The organism is Mangrovicoccus ximenensis, from assembly GCF_003056725.1.
In the GTDB taxonomy this organism is placed as follows: domain Bacteria; phylum Pseudomonadota; class Alphaproteobacteria; order Rhodobacterales; family Rhodobacteraceae; genus Mangrovicoccus; species Mangrovicoccus ximenensis.
On record NZ_QBKZ01000025.1, the window covers coordinates 90,604 to 106,384 of the forward strand.

Here is a 15,781-nt window from a genome sequence, read left to right on the forward strand (position 1 = left end):
CAGGTCACGGGCGGGGGCCGTTGTGTCCCGGCCCTCCGCGACAGGCAGTCAGAGCTGGTTGATCGGCAGCTTCAGCATCGGGCGCCCGTCCTTGTCGGTCGGGATCTCGCCGGCCCGCATGTTGACCTGCAGCGACGGCAGGATCAGCCGCGGCACGTCCAGCGTGGCGTCGCGCTCGGTGCGGAACTTGATGAAGTCCTCGCGGGTCTTGCCCTGGCCGACATGGATGTTGTGCCGCTTCTCCTCGCCGACCGAGGTCAGGTACTCGATGTCCCGGCCGTTGGGGCCGTAGTCATGGCACATGAAGACGCGCATCTCGTCCGGCAGGGCGAGGACCTTCTGGATCGAGTCGTAGAGCGTGCCGGCATCGCCGCCCGGGAAATCCGCCCGCGCGGAACCGCCGTCGGGCATGAACAGCGTGTCGCCGACGAAGGCGGCATTGCCGATCACATGGGTCATGCAGGCCGGGGTATGGCCCGGCGTGTGCATGGCAAAGCCCTGCATCGTGCCGATCATGAAGGTGTCGCCGTCCTTGAACAGCGCGTCGAACTGGCTGCCGTCGCGCTGGAACTCGGTGCCTTCGTTGAAGATCTTGCCGAAGGTGTCCTGCACGACGGTGATCTTCTCGCCGATGCCGATCTTGCCGCCGAGCGCCTCCTGGATATAGGGCGCGGCCGAGAGGTGGTCGGCATGGACATGGGTTTCCAGAAGCCATTCCAGCTTCAGGCCCTTCTCCCTGATATAGGCGATCACCCGGTCGGCATTGTCATAGGTGATCCGGCCGGCCGCATAGTCGATGTCCATCACGGAATCGACCACGGCGCAGGCATCCGAATTCGGATCCTTCACCACATGGGTGAAGGTCCAGGTGGCCGGATCGAAGAAGGTCTCGACCTCGGGCGTGACGGTCATGTCCACGGGATAGGCGGTCATAAGGGTCTCCTCAGGAGGCAGGGCGGCGGGGCTCAGATCTTGCATGTGTTCACCCCCAGCACGCGGTAGAGCGGGCAGAAGCGCATGCCCGCGGTCGCCAGAAGGACGATCCCGGCGACGATGGCGGCGATCTGCAAAGCGCCGGTCAACCCGAGCGCGCCGAAAAGCACCAGGATTGCACCAAGTATCAGTCGAATGATGCGGTCGACATTTCCGATATTCGTGGTCATCACGGACTCCCGTTCCTGTTGGGACCCAGATACCGCGAACACTATTCTGCCGTCTGTGAGTTTGTCACCGAGCCAGATCAGAAAGGCCGAATATTTTCAGCCGCCGGGCGTCATTCCGCCGCGAGCGCCTCCAGCGCGGCCCGGTCGATCAGCGTGACGCTGCCGCGGTTCTGTTCGACCCATCCCCTGCGCTGGAATTCCCTGAGCTGGCGGCTGACCACCTCGCGCGCGGTGCCCAGCTCGGTGGCAAGCTTCTGGTGGGTGGTGTCCAGCGTATCCGCCGCGCCCGCGAGCTTCAGCAGCCGCTGCGCCAGCCGGATGTCCACCCGCTGGAAGGCCAGCGCCTCGATCACGCCGAAGAGGTCGGTGATGCGGCGGGCATAGGAGGAGAAGACGAATTGCCGGAAGGCGTCGGATTTCGCCGCGAGATCGTCGAAGACCTTGCGCGGGATCGCCACGGCGCGGCAGGCGGTCTCGGTGATGCCCTCGGCGGCGTAATCCTCGTGGGCGATCAGGCAGGCGGTGGTCATCACGCAGCTTTCGCCGGCCTCGACACGGTAGAGGACGATTTCCCGTCCGGATTCCGAGACCTGCTGCACCCGCACCGTGCCCGAGAGCAGCAGCAGCAGGTTGTCGGCATGCATGCCCGGCGCGAAGACGGTGGTGCCTTCGGGCACGTCCATCACCTGGCTGCGGGTCTCCAGCTCGTCGCGGATCTCCTTCGGCAGGCTGGCCAGCCCCTCGAATCTCTCGCTCCAGCCCATCGCCCGCTCTCCCGCCCTGCGCAACTGCCTGTCCCTGCTACGGCATCCCGGCCCGCGCGGAAAGCCTGCGGCGCCGCGTCAGCGTACGCCTCGATGCCGCGATCCCTGCGGCAGCTCATCGATCCGCCTATGCCGCAGCACCGGCCGGCAGAAAAACGCCTGCGCGCGGGTCTCCAGGTCTTCCCTGATCCGCCGCAGGCCGGTCCGCCGCACTGCCGCTCCGGACAGGGCCGGAAGAGAGCCGCGCTGCCATCGCGCCGGCGGGCTTTGCGACGGACCGGGAGACCGCGCCTTCCGGCCCTTGCTGGCTGCCGCGCGCGATGCCCGCGACCGGCACGCCCGCGCGTGCCAGCCCCGCAGCGACGGTGCCGCCCACGGCACCCAGTCCGTAGACGACGACCCGCATCAGTAGCGGTAGTGCTCGGGCTTGAACGGGCCTTCCGGCTTCACGCCGATATAGGCCGCCTGCTCCGCCGTCAGCTTGGTCAGCTTGGCGCCGACCTTGGCGAGATGCAGCGCCGCGACCTTCTCGTCGAGATGCTTCGGCAGCACGTAGACCTCGTTCTGGTAGGCGTCGCCGCGGGTGTAGAGCTCGATCTGCGCCAGCACCTGGTTGGTGAAGGAGGCCGACATCACGAAGGACGGGTGCCCGGTGGCGTTGCCGAGGTTCAGCAGGCGGCCTTCGGACAGAAGGATGATCCGCGCGCCCGAGGGCATCTCGATCATGTCCACCTGGTCCTTGATGTTGGTCCACTTGTGGTTCTTGAGGGCCGCGACCTGGATCTCGTTGTCGAAATGGCCGATGTTGCCGACGATCGCCATATCCTTCATCTCGCGCATGTGCTCGATGCGGATGATGTCCTTGTTGCCGGTCGTGGTGATGAAGATGTCCGCGCTGTCGACAACATCTTCCAGCAGGACCACCTCGAACCCGTCCATCGCCGCCTGCAGCGCGCAGATCGGATCGGCCTCGGTGACCTTCACGCGGGCGCCCGCGCCGCGCAGCGAGGCGGCCGAGCCCTTGCCCACGTCGCCATAGCCGCAGACCACGGCGACCTTGCCGGCCATCATCGTGTCGGTGGCGCGGCGGATGCCGTCGACCAGCGATTCCTTGCAGCCGTACTTGTTGTCGAATTTCGACTTGGTCACGCTGTCATTGACGTTGATCGCCGGGAAGGGCAGCCGTCCGTCGCGCTGCAGCTCGTAGAGCCGGTGCACGCCGGTGGTGGTCTCTTCCGAAACGCCCATGATCTGGTCGCGCATCTTGGTGAACCAGCCCGGGGAGGCCTCCATCCGCTTGGCGATCTGCGCCTTGATGACGGCCTCTTCCTCGGAGCCCGGCACCGGGATGATGTCCTCGCCCGCCTCGGCGCGCGCGCCGAGCAGGATGTAGAGCGTCGCATCGCCGCCGTCGTCGAGGATCAGGTTCGGGCCGTCGGCGAACATGAAGGAGCGGTCGAGATAGTCCCAGTGCTCTTCCAGCGTCTGGCCCTTGATCGCGAAGACCGGCACGCCCGCCGCGGCGATCGCGGCTGCGGCGTGGTCCTGGGTCGAGAAGATGTTGCAGGACGCCCAGCGGACATCGGCGCCGAGCGCCACCAGCGTCTCGATCAGCACGCCGGTCTGGATCGTCATGTGCAGCGAACCGACGATGCGCGCGCCCTTCAGCGGCTTCTCGGCGCCGTATTCCTCGCGCAGCGCCATCAGGCCCGGCATCTCGGTTTCTGCGATGTCGAGTTCCTTGCGGCCGAACTCGGCGAGGCTGATGTCCTTGACGATGTAATCCTGGGACATGGGAGGCGCTCCTGATGCTTTTCTGCTGGGCAGCTAGCATTCCCGGAGCCATCCGTAAATGGCCCAGTTCCCCCGGTTCGGCGCCGGAACAACAGGGCAGCGAGGGGTACCCCGCGGCCGCTCCGGTCACGTCGGGGCCGTGCCTCTCCGGAAGCGTCCCGGGATCGCCGCCCGTCCGGTGCGGCCCCGAGATGCACTGGCCCGCCATGCCATCCGCCTCGCTCCGCCGCAGGGAAAGCCCCATGCATGATTGGCTTGCGGAGACGTGCGGCACTCGCCGCCGACAGTACCGCGAGGCCCTTCCCGCGTTGGACACGGCGACGGATGCCAGCCCGGCCACGGGGTGCGCTCCAACCGCGCCCCGGTCCTGGCCGCACGTCTCGTCCAGATCCCTGGGGGAGGGACAGATCGGCACCGCATCCGGCGACAGGACATTCAGCGCCCGGCGCCGCCAGTCACCGCTCCTGCCCCGCCGCGCCCGGTAGCGTCAGCGGTGCCCGGACCGATGGCGCATCCGCTGGCAATTTCCCCCGATCCGATGGCCGACAATGCCTGCCCGGGAATGGCGTCCTCCCGGAAACTTTGCACCGCGGCCGAACGAGCCGAAAGCAGCCGTCGGCGAGCGCATCGCCTCGAAGGACCCCGATCGTCGGCCCGCCAAGTTCCGGAGCCGCCTCTTTCGCGGCCGCACCGGGAGCGGTGGCGCCGCGATGGATGACCGCATGCCGCCCAGCCTTGAACCGCCTGCCGGTCTTCGAAACCGCCGGGATCGAAGGCGAGGCCTGACATTTCGCAAAGGAAAGAAGCATCGCGTCTTGGCATCGGCTTCTGAAAAGCACCACCCCAAGCCGACACGCCGGAAGGCCCCATGCTGCGATGGCGACCGTATTCGGCGGGACGGCAATCCGGACCTCCGGGACCGTGATGAAACAAGCGGCTTCTGGGCAGGAGGCCGCCAAGGTCCTGCCTGTCAGTCCCCCGCGAGCGCCAGGAGTCCGCTGCCGCCGCCTTCGGTCCAGTTTTCGCCCTGCTCCAGAACGCAGGCCTTGCCGCTGCGGTCGTCGTAGTCCACCAGCGCCCAGACGCCGCTGCCCGAGGAGGCCCAGATCACCGAATTCTCGGTCGAGGTCCAGCTGACCGGCTGCAGCTGGTACCAGTCGATCAGCGCCGCCTCCATCTCGTCGCTGTCCATGCAGACGATGTCGGCGGTCGCCGCCGCGGCGGGGAAGAGAAGTGCAAGCGCGGTCAGAATTGCAGGTTTCATGTCGGCCTCCTTCGTGGGATCAACGTCGAAGTTGGACGGCGGTTCCCTGATGATCGGTGAGTTCGGGCATGGCGAAACAGGCAAGGGCATGGCAGCGGATGCTCTCGGGGCGCAGGCTGGACCTGCTGGACCCGACCCCGCTCGACATCGAGGTCGAAGATATCGCCCACGGGCTGGCCTTCGTGGCGCGCTGGAACGGCCAGACCCTGGGCGACTATCCCTATTCCGTGGCCGAACATTCGCTGCTGGTCGAGGCGATCTATGCCCGCATGGCCCCGGCGGCGCCTGCGAAATGGCGGCTGGCCGCATTGCTGCACGATGCCCCGGAATACGTGATCGGCGACATGATCTCGCCGGTGAAGGCGGCGGTCGGGCCGGGCTATGGCGAGCTGGACGCGCGGCTGACCGCGGCCATCCACCTGCGCTTCGGCCTGCCCGCGCAGTTGCCGAAGGCAGTGAAGGCGGCAATCAAGCGCGCCGACAATGTCTCTGCCTGGATGGAGGCGACGCAGATCGCGGGCTTCGCCGAAGCCGAGGCGTCGAAATTCTTCGGCCGCCCCCGCCCGGAGCTGATCGCGGGCTTCGAGGTGCGGCTTCGGCCGCCGGTGGAGGCGCGGGCCGGCTACACGGCGCGCCATGCCGCGCTCCTGTCCGCGATGTGATCCGCTGCGTCAGCAATGACCATGCTGCGACGCAGCATTCCGTGCTAGAAGGGGGTGTCTTCAGAAACCCCGAGTCGTCACATGAGCGATACCTTCACCCGGATGGCCCCCGGCGAGGCTGCGGCCGAAGAAGCCCTGCAGGGCTGGGCCATGACCCGCACCGATCCCGTCGCGGGCCCCGAGCGGCCCTTCGACCTGCTCTTCGTCCACGGCATGGCCTCGGGCGGCTGGATCTGGAGCCGCGACTGGCTCGACCGCTTCGCCGCCGCAGGCTACCGCAGCTGGACGATCACCCTGCCCGGCCGCAGCACCGGCGGATCGATCGCCACCAATCCGGCCGTGCTCGACACCGTTCTCAGCCTTGCCTTCGAGACGGGCGACAGCCGCGCCGCGCTGGAGCTGTTGGCCCAGTCCTTCCCGGGCATGCCCGCGCTTGACGGTCCGACGCTCGACGATTTCAGCGATGCGATCTCCACCTGCCTCGACCAGATCGGCCGCCCCGCCGCCGTGGTCGCCCATTCGCTCGGCGGCGCCGCCACCCAGAACCTGATGCGCCGCGGCCGCCGCCCGGAAGCGACGGTGCTCCTGGCCTCGGTGCCGCCCTACGGGCTGTGGCGCGCCTCGATGGAGATGGCCTGGTTCAATCCCGAACTCTACCTGGCGCTGATGGATTTCTCGATGGCCGGGCTCAATGCCGGGAATGTCGGCGTCATGCGCCACAACCTGTTCCCGAGCGGCATCTCCGACCGGGAATTCGACGCGCTGGTGCCGCAGATGACCGACGAGAGCCTGCGCGCGATGACCCAAGCGCTCGGCTTCCCGCCCTTTGCGCCCCTGCCCGGCCCGCAGGCCGACGTGCTGGTGATCGGCGGCGCGCTCGACCGGATGGTGCCGATGGCGGATGTCTACGGCACGGCGCTCTATTACGGCGGGCTGCCCCGGATCATCCCCGGCGCGGGCCATGTGCTGATGATGGGCGAGCCGGTTGCCCCCGCCACCTCCGAAATCATCGCTTTCCTGGAAACCCGCCAGGGCTGAGCCTGCGCCCGCAAAAGGAAAGCCCCGGAACCGGAATTTCCGGACCGGGGCAGTGCAATTCGCGAGTTTCAGAACGCTTTTTGCGCTCCTTATGCGGGCTTCGGGCCGGCCAGGCGGGTTTTCCGCAGGCCCTGAAGCCCATGGACGCTTTCTGCGCCCTGTCAGCTTCGACGCCGCTTCCGGCCCCCCGAGTCCTAAGCTTTTTAGGTAAACTCGAGGTTAACCAAACCTGACCGGAGCGCCCGTCAGCCGCGCTGCGTCATCGACGGTGCGTTGAACGCCTTGGAATACGGGATCGCGACCTCGAGGAAGGCGTAGTAGCTCTCCATGCATTTCGCGAAATCCGGATTCGCCGCGGCCTGCTCGTCCATGACTTCCTTCACCGCGCCGCGCAGCGCATCCAGCACCTCCGGCGGGAAGGTCTTGAACTCGACCCCGGCCTCCTGGAGCTGCTTGAAGGCGACGGCGTTGTAGTACTCGTACTGGCCGATATTCTGCGACAGCGCGCCATCGGCGGCCGAGCGCAGGATCGCCTGCAGGTCCGCGGGCAGGCTGTCCCAGGCATCCTTGTTGACGACGACTTCGAGGCCGGCGCCCGGCTCGTGGAAGGCCGGCGCGTAGCAGATGTTCGCCACCTTGTTCAAGCCGAAGGCCTGGTCGAGCATCGGGCCGACCCATTCCGCCGCGTCGATCGCGCCCGACTGGAAGGCCGGGAAGATCTCGGTCGGCGGCATCAGCACCGCGTTGACGCCGAGCTTGCGCATCGCTTCGCCGCCGAGGCCCGCGATCCGCATGTTCAGCCCCGACAGGTCGGCAGCCGAGTTGATTTCCTTCTTGAACCAGCCCGCCGCCTGAACGGTGGAGTTGCCGGCATAGAGCGGCATCAGGTTCCGCTGGGCGTAGATTTCCTCGAAGAGCTGCTGGCCGCCGCCGTAATACATCCAGCCCGACAGCTCGCCCGCGGTCATCCCGAAGGGAATGGTGGTGAAGAAATGCAGCGCCGAGTTCTTGCTGGCATTGTAGTAGGGCGTGGAATGGCCGATCTCGGCCGTGCCCTGCTGCACCGCATCCTCGACCGCGAAGGCCGGAACCAGCTCGCCTGCCGAGAACAGCTTCAGGTGCAGCCGTCCCTCGGCCATGGCGTTGACGCGCTCGACGAAGTTCACGGCGTTGTGGCCGACGCCCGGCGCCTGGGCCGGGAAGGAGGTCGGGCATTTCCACTCGATCACGCCCTGCGCGATCGCGGGGGCGGCAAGGGCTGCGGCGGGGGCGGCAACGGCCCCGGTCTTCAGGAAGTCACGGCGTTTCATCAATTCTCTCCCTCGAGGCGCGGGGCCCCGTCTTCATGTCAGCCAAAAAGCATGTCCGGCAGCCAGGTCGCAAGATCCGGCCAGAGGAAAACGATCGCCAGCGTGACGATCTGGATCGCCACGAAGGGAATGACCGAACGGTAGATCGTGCCGGTCGTGATGTCGGGCGGCGCCACCGAGCGGTAGTAGAACAGCGCGAAGCCGAAGGGCGGCGTCAGGAACGAGGTCTGCAGGTTCAGCGCGATCAGCACCGCGAACCAGACAGGATCGACGTCCTGCAGGATGATCGGGCCCACCAGCGGCACGACGATGAAGACGATCTCGACGAATTCCAGCACGAAGCCCATGACGAAGATGATCGCCAGCGTGATCAGGAGCATGGTGCGGTGGTCGCCCGGCAGCCCGGTCAGCATCTCGTGCACCCAGGCGTCGCCCTCGAAGCCGCGGAACACCAGCGACAGCATCGAGGCGGCGAGGATGATGCCGAAGATCATCGCCGAAACCTTCACAGTCTCGTAGAGCGCCGCCGCCATCACCCCGGCGCGCCACAGCGCGATCACCGCGACGGCCAGGCCGAGAACCAGGAGCACGGTCAGCCCCAGCGCCAGCGCGGCGCCGCCGCTCAGCGCAACATCGGCCGAGCTCAGGTCGACGCGGCCGCGGGCTTCGGCATCGGCCTGGCGCTGTCGCGCTGGGTCATGGAGGAACAGGGCGGCCGCATCGCCATCGAAAGCCCGGTCGCCGCGCCGCAGCGGCTGGGCGAGGGCCCGGGATGCGCGCTCTGCCTGGTCCTGCCGCGGCGTCCGGGCTGACCGGGACGCGAAACGGATTGCGACCTAAGAAGGAGAAAGATTCGGTACAAAATTGTTAACAATCTTATTGCCACATTTTTGTAAAATGCGCAGTGTCGCGGCATCGGACCAAGACAGACGGAAATTCCGCGCAAATAATCATCAAAGGCACGCGCCATGTGCGATTCCGCCGCTTGCGGCGTATCGGAGCCCCTGCCGCAACGTATAGCTGCGCGCCATGCGCGGCGGCCGGGGTAGAAAGCGGGTGCCGCAGGATCCATCGGAGGCAAGAGGGACAGGATGACAGCAACAGCAGAGGCAGGCGCCGCGGCCGCGCCGCAGGGCCATGGCGACACCCTTCACCCGATCCCGCCCGAGGAGAAGACCTGGGGCTGGTTCGCGATCTTCAACATCTGGGCGAACGACATCCAGTCGCTGTTCGGCTATTCGCTGGTCGCCTCGCTCTTCATCTCCTACGGGGTGTCGGGCTGGACCGCCTTCGCCGCGCTGATCGTGGCGGGGCTGATGGTGATGTTCCTCGTCAACCTCTCGGGCCGTGCGGGCGAGAAATACGGCATCCCCTATCCGGTGCTGGCGCGCGCCAGCCTCGGCACCGCAGGCGCCAAGCTGCCGGCGATATTGCGCGCCACCGTTGCCGTCTTCTGGTACGGGGTGCAGGTCTATTTCGCCTCCACCGCGGTGTCGCTGCTGATCTACACCGTCACCGGCGCGGAGCCGGGCGCGACCATGCTGGGGCTGACCGCCGTCGACTGGCTGGCCTTCCTGCTGGTCTGGGTGTTCCACATCCTGATCTTCTGGCGCGGCATGGGCTGGGTCGAGACCTTCCTCAACATCGCCGGCCCCTTCGTCTATGCGGTGATGATCGGCCTCGTCATCGTGCTGTGGCAGAAATCCGACGGCCAGCTTCTGGCGCAGGCGCAGACCATCTTCGCCAATCCCGAGGGCACCTTCTGGAGCGAGTTCTCCGGATTCATCGCCATCATCGGCACGATGGTCGCCTATTTCGCCGCCGTGATGCTGAACTTCAGCGACTTCTCGCGCTTCGCCAAGGACCGCAAGGCGATGGTGCTGGGCAATCTCGCGGGCCTGCCCTTCAACATGATCATCTTCTCGGCGCTGGCGCTGCTGACCACCGCGGGCGCGGCCGTCGTCTATGGCGAGGCGATCATCAACCCGACCGAGATCGTCGAGCGCACCGACAGCGTGATCCTCGGCATGATTGCGGCGATCACCTTCTTCGCGGCGACCGTCGGCATCAACCTGGTGGCCAACTTCATCCCGGCGGTGAACGGCATCGCCAACCTGGCGCCGACCAAGATCAGCTTCCGCGCCGCGGGCCTGATCACCTCGGTCTTCGCGCTGGTGATCGGCGGGTTCTGGAACAGCTTCATCAGCGAGTTCGGCATCGCGGGCTTCGTCAACACGCTGGGCGCGACCCTGGCGCCGATCTACGGCATCATGATCGTCGACTACTACCTGCTGCGCAACGAGGAACTCGACCGCGACCACCTCTACGAGACCGGCGGCGGCAAGTACCATTACGGCAACGGCTGGAACGATGCGGCGCTGATCGCCTTCGCCACGGCGGCGGTGTTCTCGGTGGCGACCGTCTGGCTGCCTTTCCTGGCCTTCCTGTCGGGCTATGCCTGGATCTGCGGCGCGGTGCTGGGCGGGGTGATCTACCACCGGCTGGCGAAGAAGCGCGGCCTCGCCGCCTGATCCGCTCCGGAGCCGCAACGGGGGCCGCGCGATGGCGCGGCCCCTTTCCGTTGCGCTCAGCCTCCGGCCAGCTCGGTGCGGTCGCCGCGGGCCGCGGGCGCCGAGATCACCAGGAAGAGCACGTCGTCCGGCCCGTCATTGCGGGCCCGGTGTGCCAGGCCGGGCGGGATTTCCAGCGATTGCTGCGGGCCGATGCGGAAGGTCTCCGGACCGCGCTCCATCGTCAGCACGCCCTCCAGCACGAAGAACACCTGCCGCGCCTTGCCATGCACATGCCGCGTCTCGGCGGTTCCGGACGGCATGCGCTCGTGGATGACCGACAGCTCCGGCGATCCGCCGAGGATCCATCCGTCGCAGCCCGCGCCCCAGTTGTAATGTTCGGCATTGCTCCGGTCGATGATCATGCGCTGCTGCCTTTCCGTCCCGCGTAAGCTTCCCTTAACCATGATTTCCCAATGCTGGGGAAGGCGGTTCCTTTCTGCGGAGACATCCATGCCCGGCACTTTCAGGCTGCTTCTTCCGGCGCTGCTGCCGTCCTGGCGGTTCTTTTCGGGGGTCGGCCCGTCGCCCAGGATCGAGATCCGCGAAGAGGGCGGGCTCTGGCGCGAATTCGGCCCGCGCCCCGCCCATGTGCCGCCCCGGCGGATGCTGCGGCGTCTGTTCTGGAACCCGCGCTGGAACGACCGGCTCTACCTCGCCAGCCTGGCCGAGCGCATGGCCGAGGCGCCCACGGCGCACAGCCTGTCGGAATTGCGGACCCGCATCCTGCGCGATCTGCCGCCGGGGCGCTGGTCCTTCCGCCTGATCTTCGTCTTCGATCACGGCGCCGGGCTGGAGCGCGAGGTGCTCTGGTCTTCCGAAGATCCGTGACGCTCGAGGCCGCCCTCCGCCTGACCGAGATCCTGCTCGGGCTGGCGCTCTTGCAGGCAGCGGCGGAGCACATGGTGCGGCCGGGCGACCGGGCGGTCCATGCGGTCCGGGCGGTGCTCTGCCTGGCGCTGGTGGCGGGGCTGCGGACCGATGCGGTTCTGGCGGCGCTCTTCGCGACCTCGCTGCTGCTGCTGCACCGCTGGCAGGGGCCCTACAATGGCGGCTCCGACCGGATGGGGCTGCTGATCCTCGCCTGCCTCTGCGCCGCGCGGTTCCTGCCGTCGCAGGCGGAACTGGCCTTCGGCTATCTCGCGGCGCAGCTTGTGCTGAGCTATGCCGTCTCGGGCTGGGTCAAGATCGTCAATCCGGACTGGCGCAGCGGGCAGGCGCTGTCGGATGTGTTCCGCTTCTCCGCCTATCCGGTGGCGGAAGACCTGCGCGCGCTGGCCCGGCGCCGCCGCCTGCTTTTCGCGGGGTCCTGGGCGGTGATGGCGCTGGAGCTCCTCTTCCCGCTGGCGCTCGCGACGCCCTGGACGCTGGGCGCGGCCCTCGCGGCGGGAAGCCCGGCAGCGCGCGGGTCACCCGCCAGATATCGGCCATCAGCGTGCCGCGGCCGGGGCCGAGCTCGGCGAGGCAGAAGGGCGCGGGGCGGCCGCGGTCGATCCAGGCCTGGGCCAGCCACAGCCCCAGCATCTCGCCGAAGAGCTGGCTGATCTCGGGGGCGGTGGTGAAATCCCCCTCTGCGCCGAAGGGCGTCCGCGTCGTGTAGTAGCCGTGTTCGGGATGCAGCAGGCACTCGGCCATGTACTCCGAGACCGGCATCGGACCGCCGGCCGCGATCCGCCGCAGCAGGATCCCGCCGAGCGGCGTCATGCTTTCGGGCGGCGCAGCGTCACCGCGAGGATCGCGAGGCCGAGCAGCAGCATCGGCAGGGACAGGGCCTGGCCCTGGGTCAGGCCCCAGTCGCCGATCCGGATGACATGGCCCCAGGGATTGTCCGGGGTGACGAACTGGGCATCGGCCTGGCGGAAATATTCCACGAAGACCCGCGCCGCGCCATAGCCGGCGAAGAACACCCCCGCCACGCGCCCGGGCGAGCGCAGCCAGCGCAGCCTGACCGCAACGACCCAGATGGCGGCGCCGAGCAGCAGGCCTTCGAGCCCTGCCTCGTAGAGCTGCGAGGGATGGCGCGCGCAGAGCCCCTCGGCGATGCCGGGGCAGGCCTGGGCCTCGTAGCCGGGGAAGATCACGCCCCAGGGCATGTCGGTCGGCCGGCCCCAGAGTTCGGCATTGATGAAATTCGCGATCCGGCCGAGGAACAGGCCCGGCGTGACGGCCAGCGCCATGCAGTCAGCGACCGAGGCCACCGGCACGTTGTAGCGGCGGCAGAACAGCAGCCCGGCGACCGCGACGCCGATCAGCCCGCCATGGAAGGACATGCCGCCCTGCCAGACCTTCAGGATGTCGCCGGGATGGGCGAGGTACCAGGAGGGCTGGTAGAACAGCACGAAGCCCAGCCGGCCGCCGAGGATCACGCCGAGGATCACCCAGGTCAGCATCGCCTCGGCAAGGTCCGGCCCCATCGGCGGGCGGCCGAGCGGCCAGAGCGGCGGACGCGACACGGCGCGGCGGATCAGGAACAGGCCGGCCAGCAGGCCGACGATATAGGCAAGCGCATACCAGCGGAGCGCGAAGGCAAATCCGCCGATTTCGAAGGAGAAGATCTCGGGCGAGAGATCGGGGAAGGGAATCGCGAGCAGCATGGCCGCCTGATGGAAGCCCCGGCCCCCCAAGTCAACGCGCATCCGCGCGCAGGACCGCGCGACGCCTTTCCCCCGCCGGTCGCATCGCCTACATGTGAAGCTGAGTGTTCGTGAAAATCATCCGAGACCAGAGGTTCCCATGCAGACCCGCAACCGCATCTTCGACGACCTGTCCCAGCTCATGACCAATGCGATGGGCGTGGCCCAGGGCGCCAAGGACGAAGCCGAGACCGCCATGAAGAGCATGCTCGACCGCTGGCTGGCCGACCGTGATTTCGTCACCCGCGAAGAATTCGACGCGGTCCGCGCGATGGCGCAGAAGGCCCGCGAGGAGAACGAGGCGCTGAAGGCCCGTCTCGACGCGCTGGAAGCCGCGAAGGACTGAGCGTCCGCGTCGGCCCGGCGGGGGCTCCGCCGGGCAAACGAGGCACCGTCGGCAACAATGCCCCCGCCGGGGCGATCTTGGCTGCGGCCTCTGCCGTCCTGCCAACGCCCCGATACCGGTGCCTGAAATCTCTGCCGGGCATCCCGGCGGGACGCAGACGGCTCCGATTGGCAGCACCGGAACCGCAACTGGAGGTCCTTGGCCCTCAGGGGGGCGGGATGGCGGTCAGGGAAGCCCGGCATTTTTCCCGCTGGCGAAAATTTTGATGGCGCGGCGCGACCATTGCGGCATTGGCCGTCTCTAGGTCCGGCTTCCGGCAGGATCGTTGCCAGTACCAGTACCAGTGGGTCGTGGGCTGCGCGCACGCCTCCGGCAGGCGCGGCTGGCGGAGGTGCCATGGTCCCTGGTAAACGCGCGCCGGACATTCCGCCATCCGGCGATCGGCGGCGGGTCTTTCCTGCGCAGGGCTGAGGAACATGTCCTCCAAGCAGCGGCCGACACGCGGCGAAGCTCCGGCAGGAGGTTGCGGAACGGACGGTCGGGCGAGCTTCGGCCCGCCCCGCGGTGCCGGTTCCTGTCGGCGGCACGTCCCCTTGCGGGTCAGCCCCGCGGCGCGGCCGCCCGGGCCAGCCGGTCGTTGATCGCCAGCCCCAGCCCCTCCTCGGGGATCGGCGCGACGGCAATGGCCGAAATCCCGGCGGCATCCATCTGGTGCAGCCGGATGAAGAGATTGGCCGCCGCCTCGCCGAGATCGCCGTTCTCGGACAGCATCCAGTCCGCTTTCACCGGGCCGAAGCCCAGCAGCGTCTCTCCGGGCAGCGGCGCGGTCACGTTCAGCCGCACGCCCGCGCGCGGCGCGTAATGGCTCGACAGCATGCCGGGCGCGACCGGCGCATCGCTCACCTCGGTCTCGGCGCGGATCAGCCCGGTTCCCAGCACCTCCTCCAGCGCCTCGGCGGGCACCCCGCCGGCGCGCAGAAGACGGGGCACGCCGGTCAGGTCGAGGAGGCGAGCCCTATGGCTGGGCCTTCGACAGCGGCAGCCTGTCGGGCGACCGCGGCGCGGCGGCGGCGCTGGGGCTGTCGCAGGGATTCGAGACCGGCGTCGAGGCGCTGCCCGAACTGACCGCCACCGCCTTCGCTGATTACGGCGCGGTCTGGAACCATGGCGCGGATGCCGAACAGGACGGGGCGACGCTGGGCTCGGCCGGGCTGGGGCTGTCGGGGGTGATCGGTTCGCGGCTGGCCTTCGAGCTGATCGCGGCCACGCCCTGGGACCGCGACGACAGTTTCGACGATCCCGGCACGCGGGTCTTCTTCCGGATCTCCATGCCGCTCTGACACGGGCCGTCCAGCCGGCCGGGCCGCCTGCTGCGCGGCCGCCTCCTGTCCCTTCTGTCGACGGGGCGGGGGATCTGAAAAATCTAGTTTTTGTCCAATTGAATTGGGGTTTTACCGATGCTGCGGAGCCATTTGCTTCTGACCGCTGCGGTCGTTTCGACCGGAACCTGCTTCACCCTGCCGGCGCTTGCCGATTGCGTGGCCGCCGACGGCAACGCGACCTGCTCCGGCGATCTCTACAACGGCCGCGGCGTCGAGTACCAGCGCGCCGACGGCGCCGGGGTCCGGACGGCCATCGTCCAGGACCTGACCCGCGACATCGAAACGCCGCAGAACCCGCATGCCGCCCTTGTCGAATGGCACGGCGATGACGGCGGCGCCGGGCAGGCCGGCGGCAGCAGCGACCATGTCACCCTGGAATTCGTCGGCGGCGCGCATGGCGTCAACGGCATCGCCGGGCGGTTCCTCTCCGGCGCCACGACGCTCTCGACGGCCTGCGTGCAGCGCAGCCTGGAGCTGAATCCGATGCTCGCCGCCCAGGAACGGGCGCTGGCGCGCCATGCCGGGGAAGCGGCCGCCGCCGCGGTCCGCGCGATCTGCGGGCTGCCCGATGCCGAGGTGATCCGACGGCTTTTCGCCGCGGCAGGTTTCCGCGAGATCTCCGTGGACAGCGTTGCTCTGGAGCTGCACCATCCCGACGCCCGCGCCTTCGCACGGGGCGCGATGGGGGGCATGCATACCGGCGACAAGCTGTCGGGCCTCGGAGGCGCGGATGCAGAGGCGGCGGTGGAGACATTCCTCGACGGGCTCGGCCCCTGTTTCGACGGCACCGGCATGCGGTTTCCGCATGTCTCCCATGTCATCGAAGCGCGGGCCTGAGCGCGCCGCTTGCGGCGG

At 68.1% G+C, this 15,781-nt stretch carries 16 protein-coding genes and 1 pseudogene; 6 read left to right on the top strand and 11 right to left on the bottom strand.

What is annotated here, in order from left to right:
* Positions 1-48: 48 nt before the first annotated feature.
* The 5 genes from C7T91_RS28140 to C7T91_RS28165 form a co-directional block, all read right to left on the bottom strand.
* A complete protein-coding gene (locus C7T91_RS28140) occupies positions 49-933 on the bottom strand; it encodes an MBL fold metallo-hydrolase (protein ID WP_108263202.1) in 885 nt (294 codons plus the stop codon).
* A gap of 32 nt (positions 934-965) precedes the next feature.
* Positions 966-1,163: a YgaP family membrane protein gene (locus C7T91_RS28145; RefSeq protein ID WP_108263203.1), complete on the bottom strand. Its 198-nt coding sequence runs from the start codon at positions 1,161-1,163 to the stop codon at positions 966-968.
* Between the two features lie 110 nt (positions 1,164-1,273).
* On the bottom strand, positions 1,274-1,927 hold the full coding sequence (locus C7T91_RS28150) for a Crp/Fnr family transcriptional regulator (protein ID WP_108263204.1): 654 nt from the start codon (positions 1,925-1,927) through the stop codon (positions 1,274-1,276).
* Positions 1,928-2,332: 405 nt separating this feature from the next.
* Positions 2,333-3,721 (bottom strand): adenosylhomocysteinase, encoded by a 1,389-nt coding sequence (gene ahcY / locus C7T91_RS28160; RefSeq protein WP_108263205.1) that lies wholly within the window; start codon positions 3,719-3,721, stop codon positions 2,333-2,335.
* Positions 3,722-4,691: 970 nt separating this feature from the next.
* The gene (locus tag C7T91_RS28165) at positions 4,692-4,985 is read right to left on the bottom strand and encodes an S-adenosyl-L-homocysteine hydrolase (RefSeq protein WP_108263206.1); all 294 of its coding nucleotides are present in this window, start codon (positions 4,983-4,985) and stop codon (positions 4,692-4,694) included.
* A gap of 68 nt (positions 4,986-5,053) precedes the next feature.
* Between C7T91_RS28165 and C7T91_RS28170 the strand changes: the two genes are divergently transcribed.
* Positions 5,054-5,647, top strand: coding sequence for an HD domain-containing protein (locus tag C7T91_RS28170; RefSeq protein WP_108263207.1), 594 nt, complete (start codon positions 5,054-5,056; stop codon positions 5,645-5,647).
* 81 nt (positions 5,648-5,728) lie between these two features.
* A complete protein-coding gene (locus C7T91_RS28175) occupies positions 5,729-6,685 on the top strand; it encodes an alpha/beta fold hydrolase (protein WP_108263208.1) in 957 nt (318 codons plus the stop codon).
* 245 nt (positions 6,686-6,930) lie between these two features.
* On the opposite strand, the gene C7T91_RS28180 is transcribed toward C7T91_RS28175, so the two are convergent.
* Positions 6,931-7,995: a TRAP transporter substrate-binding protein gene (locus tag C7T91_RS28180; RefSeq protein WP_108263209.1), complete on the bottom strand. Its 1,065-nt coding sequence runs from the start codon at positions 7,993-7,995 to the stop codon at positions 6,931-6,933.
* Positions 7,996-8,033: 38 nt separating this feature from the next.
* Positions 8,034-8,585 carry a TRAP transporter large permease subunit gene (locus C7T91_RS28185; protein WP_236638570.1) on the bottom strand — a complete coding sequence of 184 codons (552 nt, stop codon included), beginning with the start codon at positions 8,583-8,585 and terminating at the stop codon, positions 8,034-8,036.
* A gap of 501 nt (positions 8,586-9,086) precedes the next feature.
* Here C7T91_RS28185 and C7T91_RS28190 point away from each other — a divergent pair.
* Complete coding sequence (locus C7T91_RS28190; protein ID WP_108263211.1) at positions 9,087-10,526, top strand: NCS1 family nucleobase:cation symporter-1; 1,440 nt, start codon at positions 9,087-9,089, stop codon at positions 10,524-10,526.
* 56 nt (positions 10,527-10,582) lie between these two features.
* Here the strand turns inward: C7T91_RS28190 and C7T91_RS28195 are convergent, their stop codons facing one another.
* A complete protein-coding gene (locus C7T91_RS28195) occupies positions 10,583-10,930 on the bottom strand; it encodes a cupin domain-containing protein (RefSeq protein ID WP_108263212.1) in 348 nt (115 codons plus the stop codon).
* 88 nt (positions 10,931-11,018) lie between these two features.
* Here C7T91_RS28195 and C7T91_RS28200 point away from each other — a divergent pair, with 88 nt between their 5' ends.
* On the top strand, positions 11,019-11,396 hold the full coding sequence (locus tag C7T91_RS28200) for a hypothetical protein (RefSeq protein WP_108263213.1): 378 nt from the start codon (positions 11,019-11,021) through the stop codon (positions 11,394-11,396).
* A 558-nt stretch (positions 11,397-11,954) separates the two neighbouring features.
* Here C7T91_RS28200 and C7T91_RS37305 read toward each other — a convergent pair.
* Both C7T91_RS37305 and lgt read right to left on the bottom strand, forming a co-directional pair.
* Positions 11,955-12,269: pseudogene (locus tag C7T91_RS37305) on the bottom strand (SAM-dependent methyltransferase); the annotation flags it as partial.
* Complete coding sequence (gene lgt, locus C7T91_RS28210; protein ID WP_108263451.1) at positions 12,266-13,159, bottom strand: prolipoprotein diacylglyceryl transferase; 894 nt, start codon at positions 13,157-13,159, stop codon at positions 12,266-12,268. The pseudogene C7T91_RS37305 and the gene lgt, both read right to left, overlap by 4 nt.
* A 139-nt stretch (positions 13,160-13,298) precedes the next feature.
* Here lgt and C7T91_RS28215 point away from each other — a divergent pair, with 139 nt between their 5' ends.
* Positions 13,299-13,544 (top strand): accessory factor UbiK family protein, encoded by a 246-nt coding sequence (locus C7T91_RS28215; protein WP_108263215.1) that lies wholly within the window; start codon positions 13,299-13,301, stop codon positions 13,542-13,544.
* Between the two features lie 600 nt (positions 13,545-14,144).
* On the opposite strand, the gene C7T91_RS28220 is transcribed toward C7T91_RS28215, so the two are convergent.
* Positions 14,145-14,534 (bottom strand): Sua5 family C-terminal domain-containing protein, encoded by a 390-nt coding sequence (locus C7T91_RS28220; RefSeq protein WP_330848904.1) that lies wholly within the window; start codon positions 14,532-14,534, stop codon positions 14,145-14,147.
* A 467-nt stretch (positions 14,535-15,001) separates the two neighbouring features.
* On the opposite strand from C7T91_RS28220, the gene C7T91_RS28225 reads away from it, so the two are divergent.
* A complete protein-coding gene (locus tag C7T91_RS28225; RefSeq protein WP_108263217.1) occupies positions 15,002-15,763 on the top strand; it encodes a hypothetical protein in 762 nt (253 codons plus the stop codon).
* The last annotated feature ends 18 nt before the right edge of the window (positions 15,764-15,781 follow it).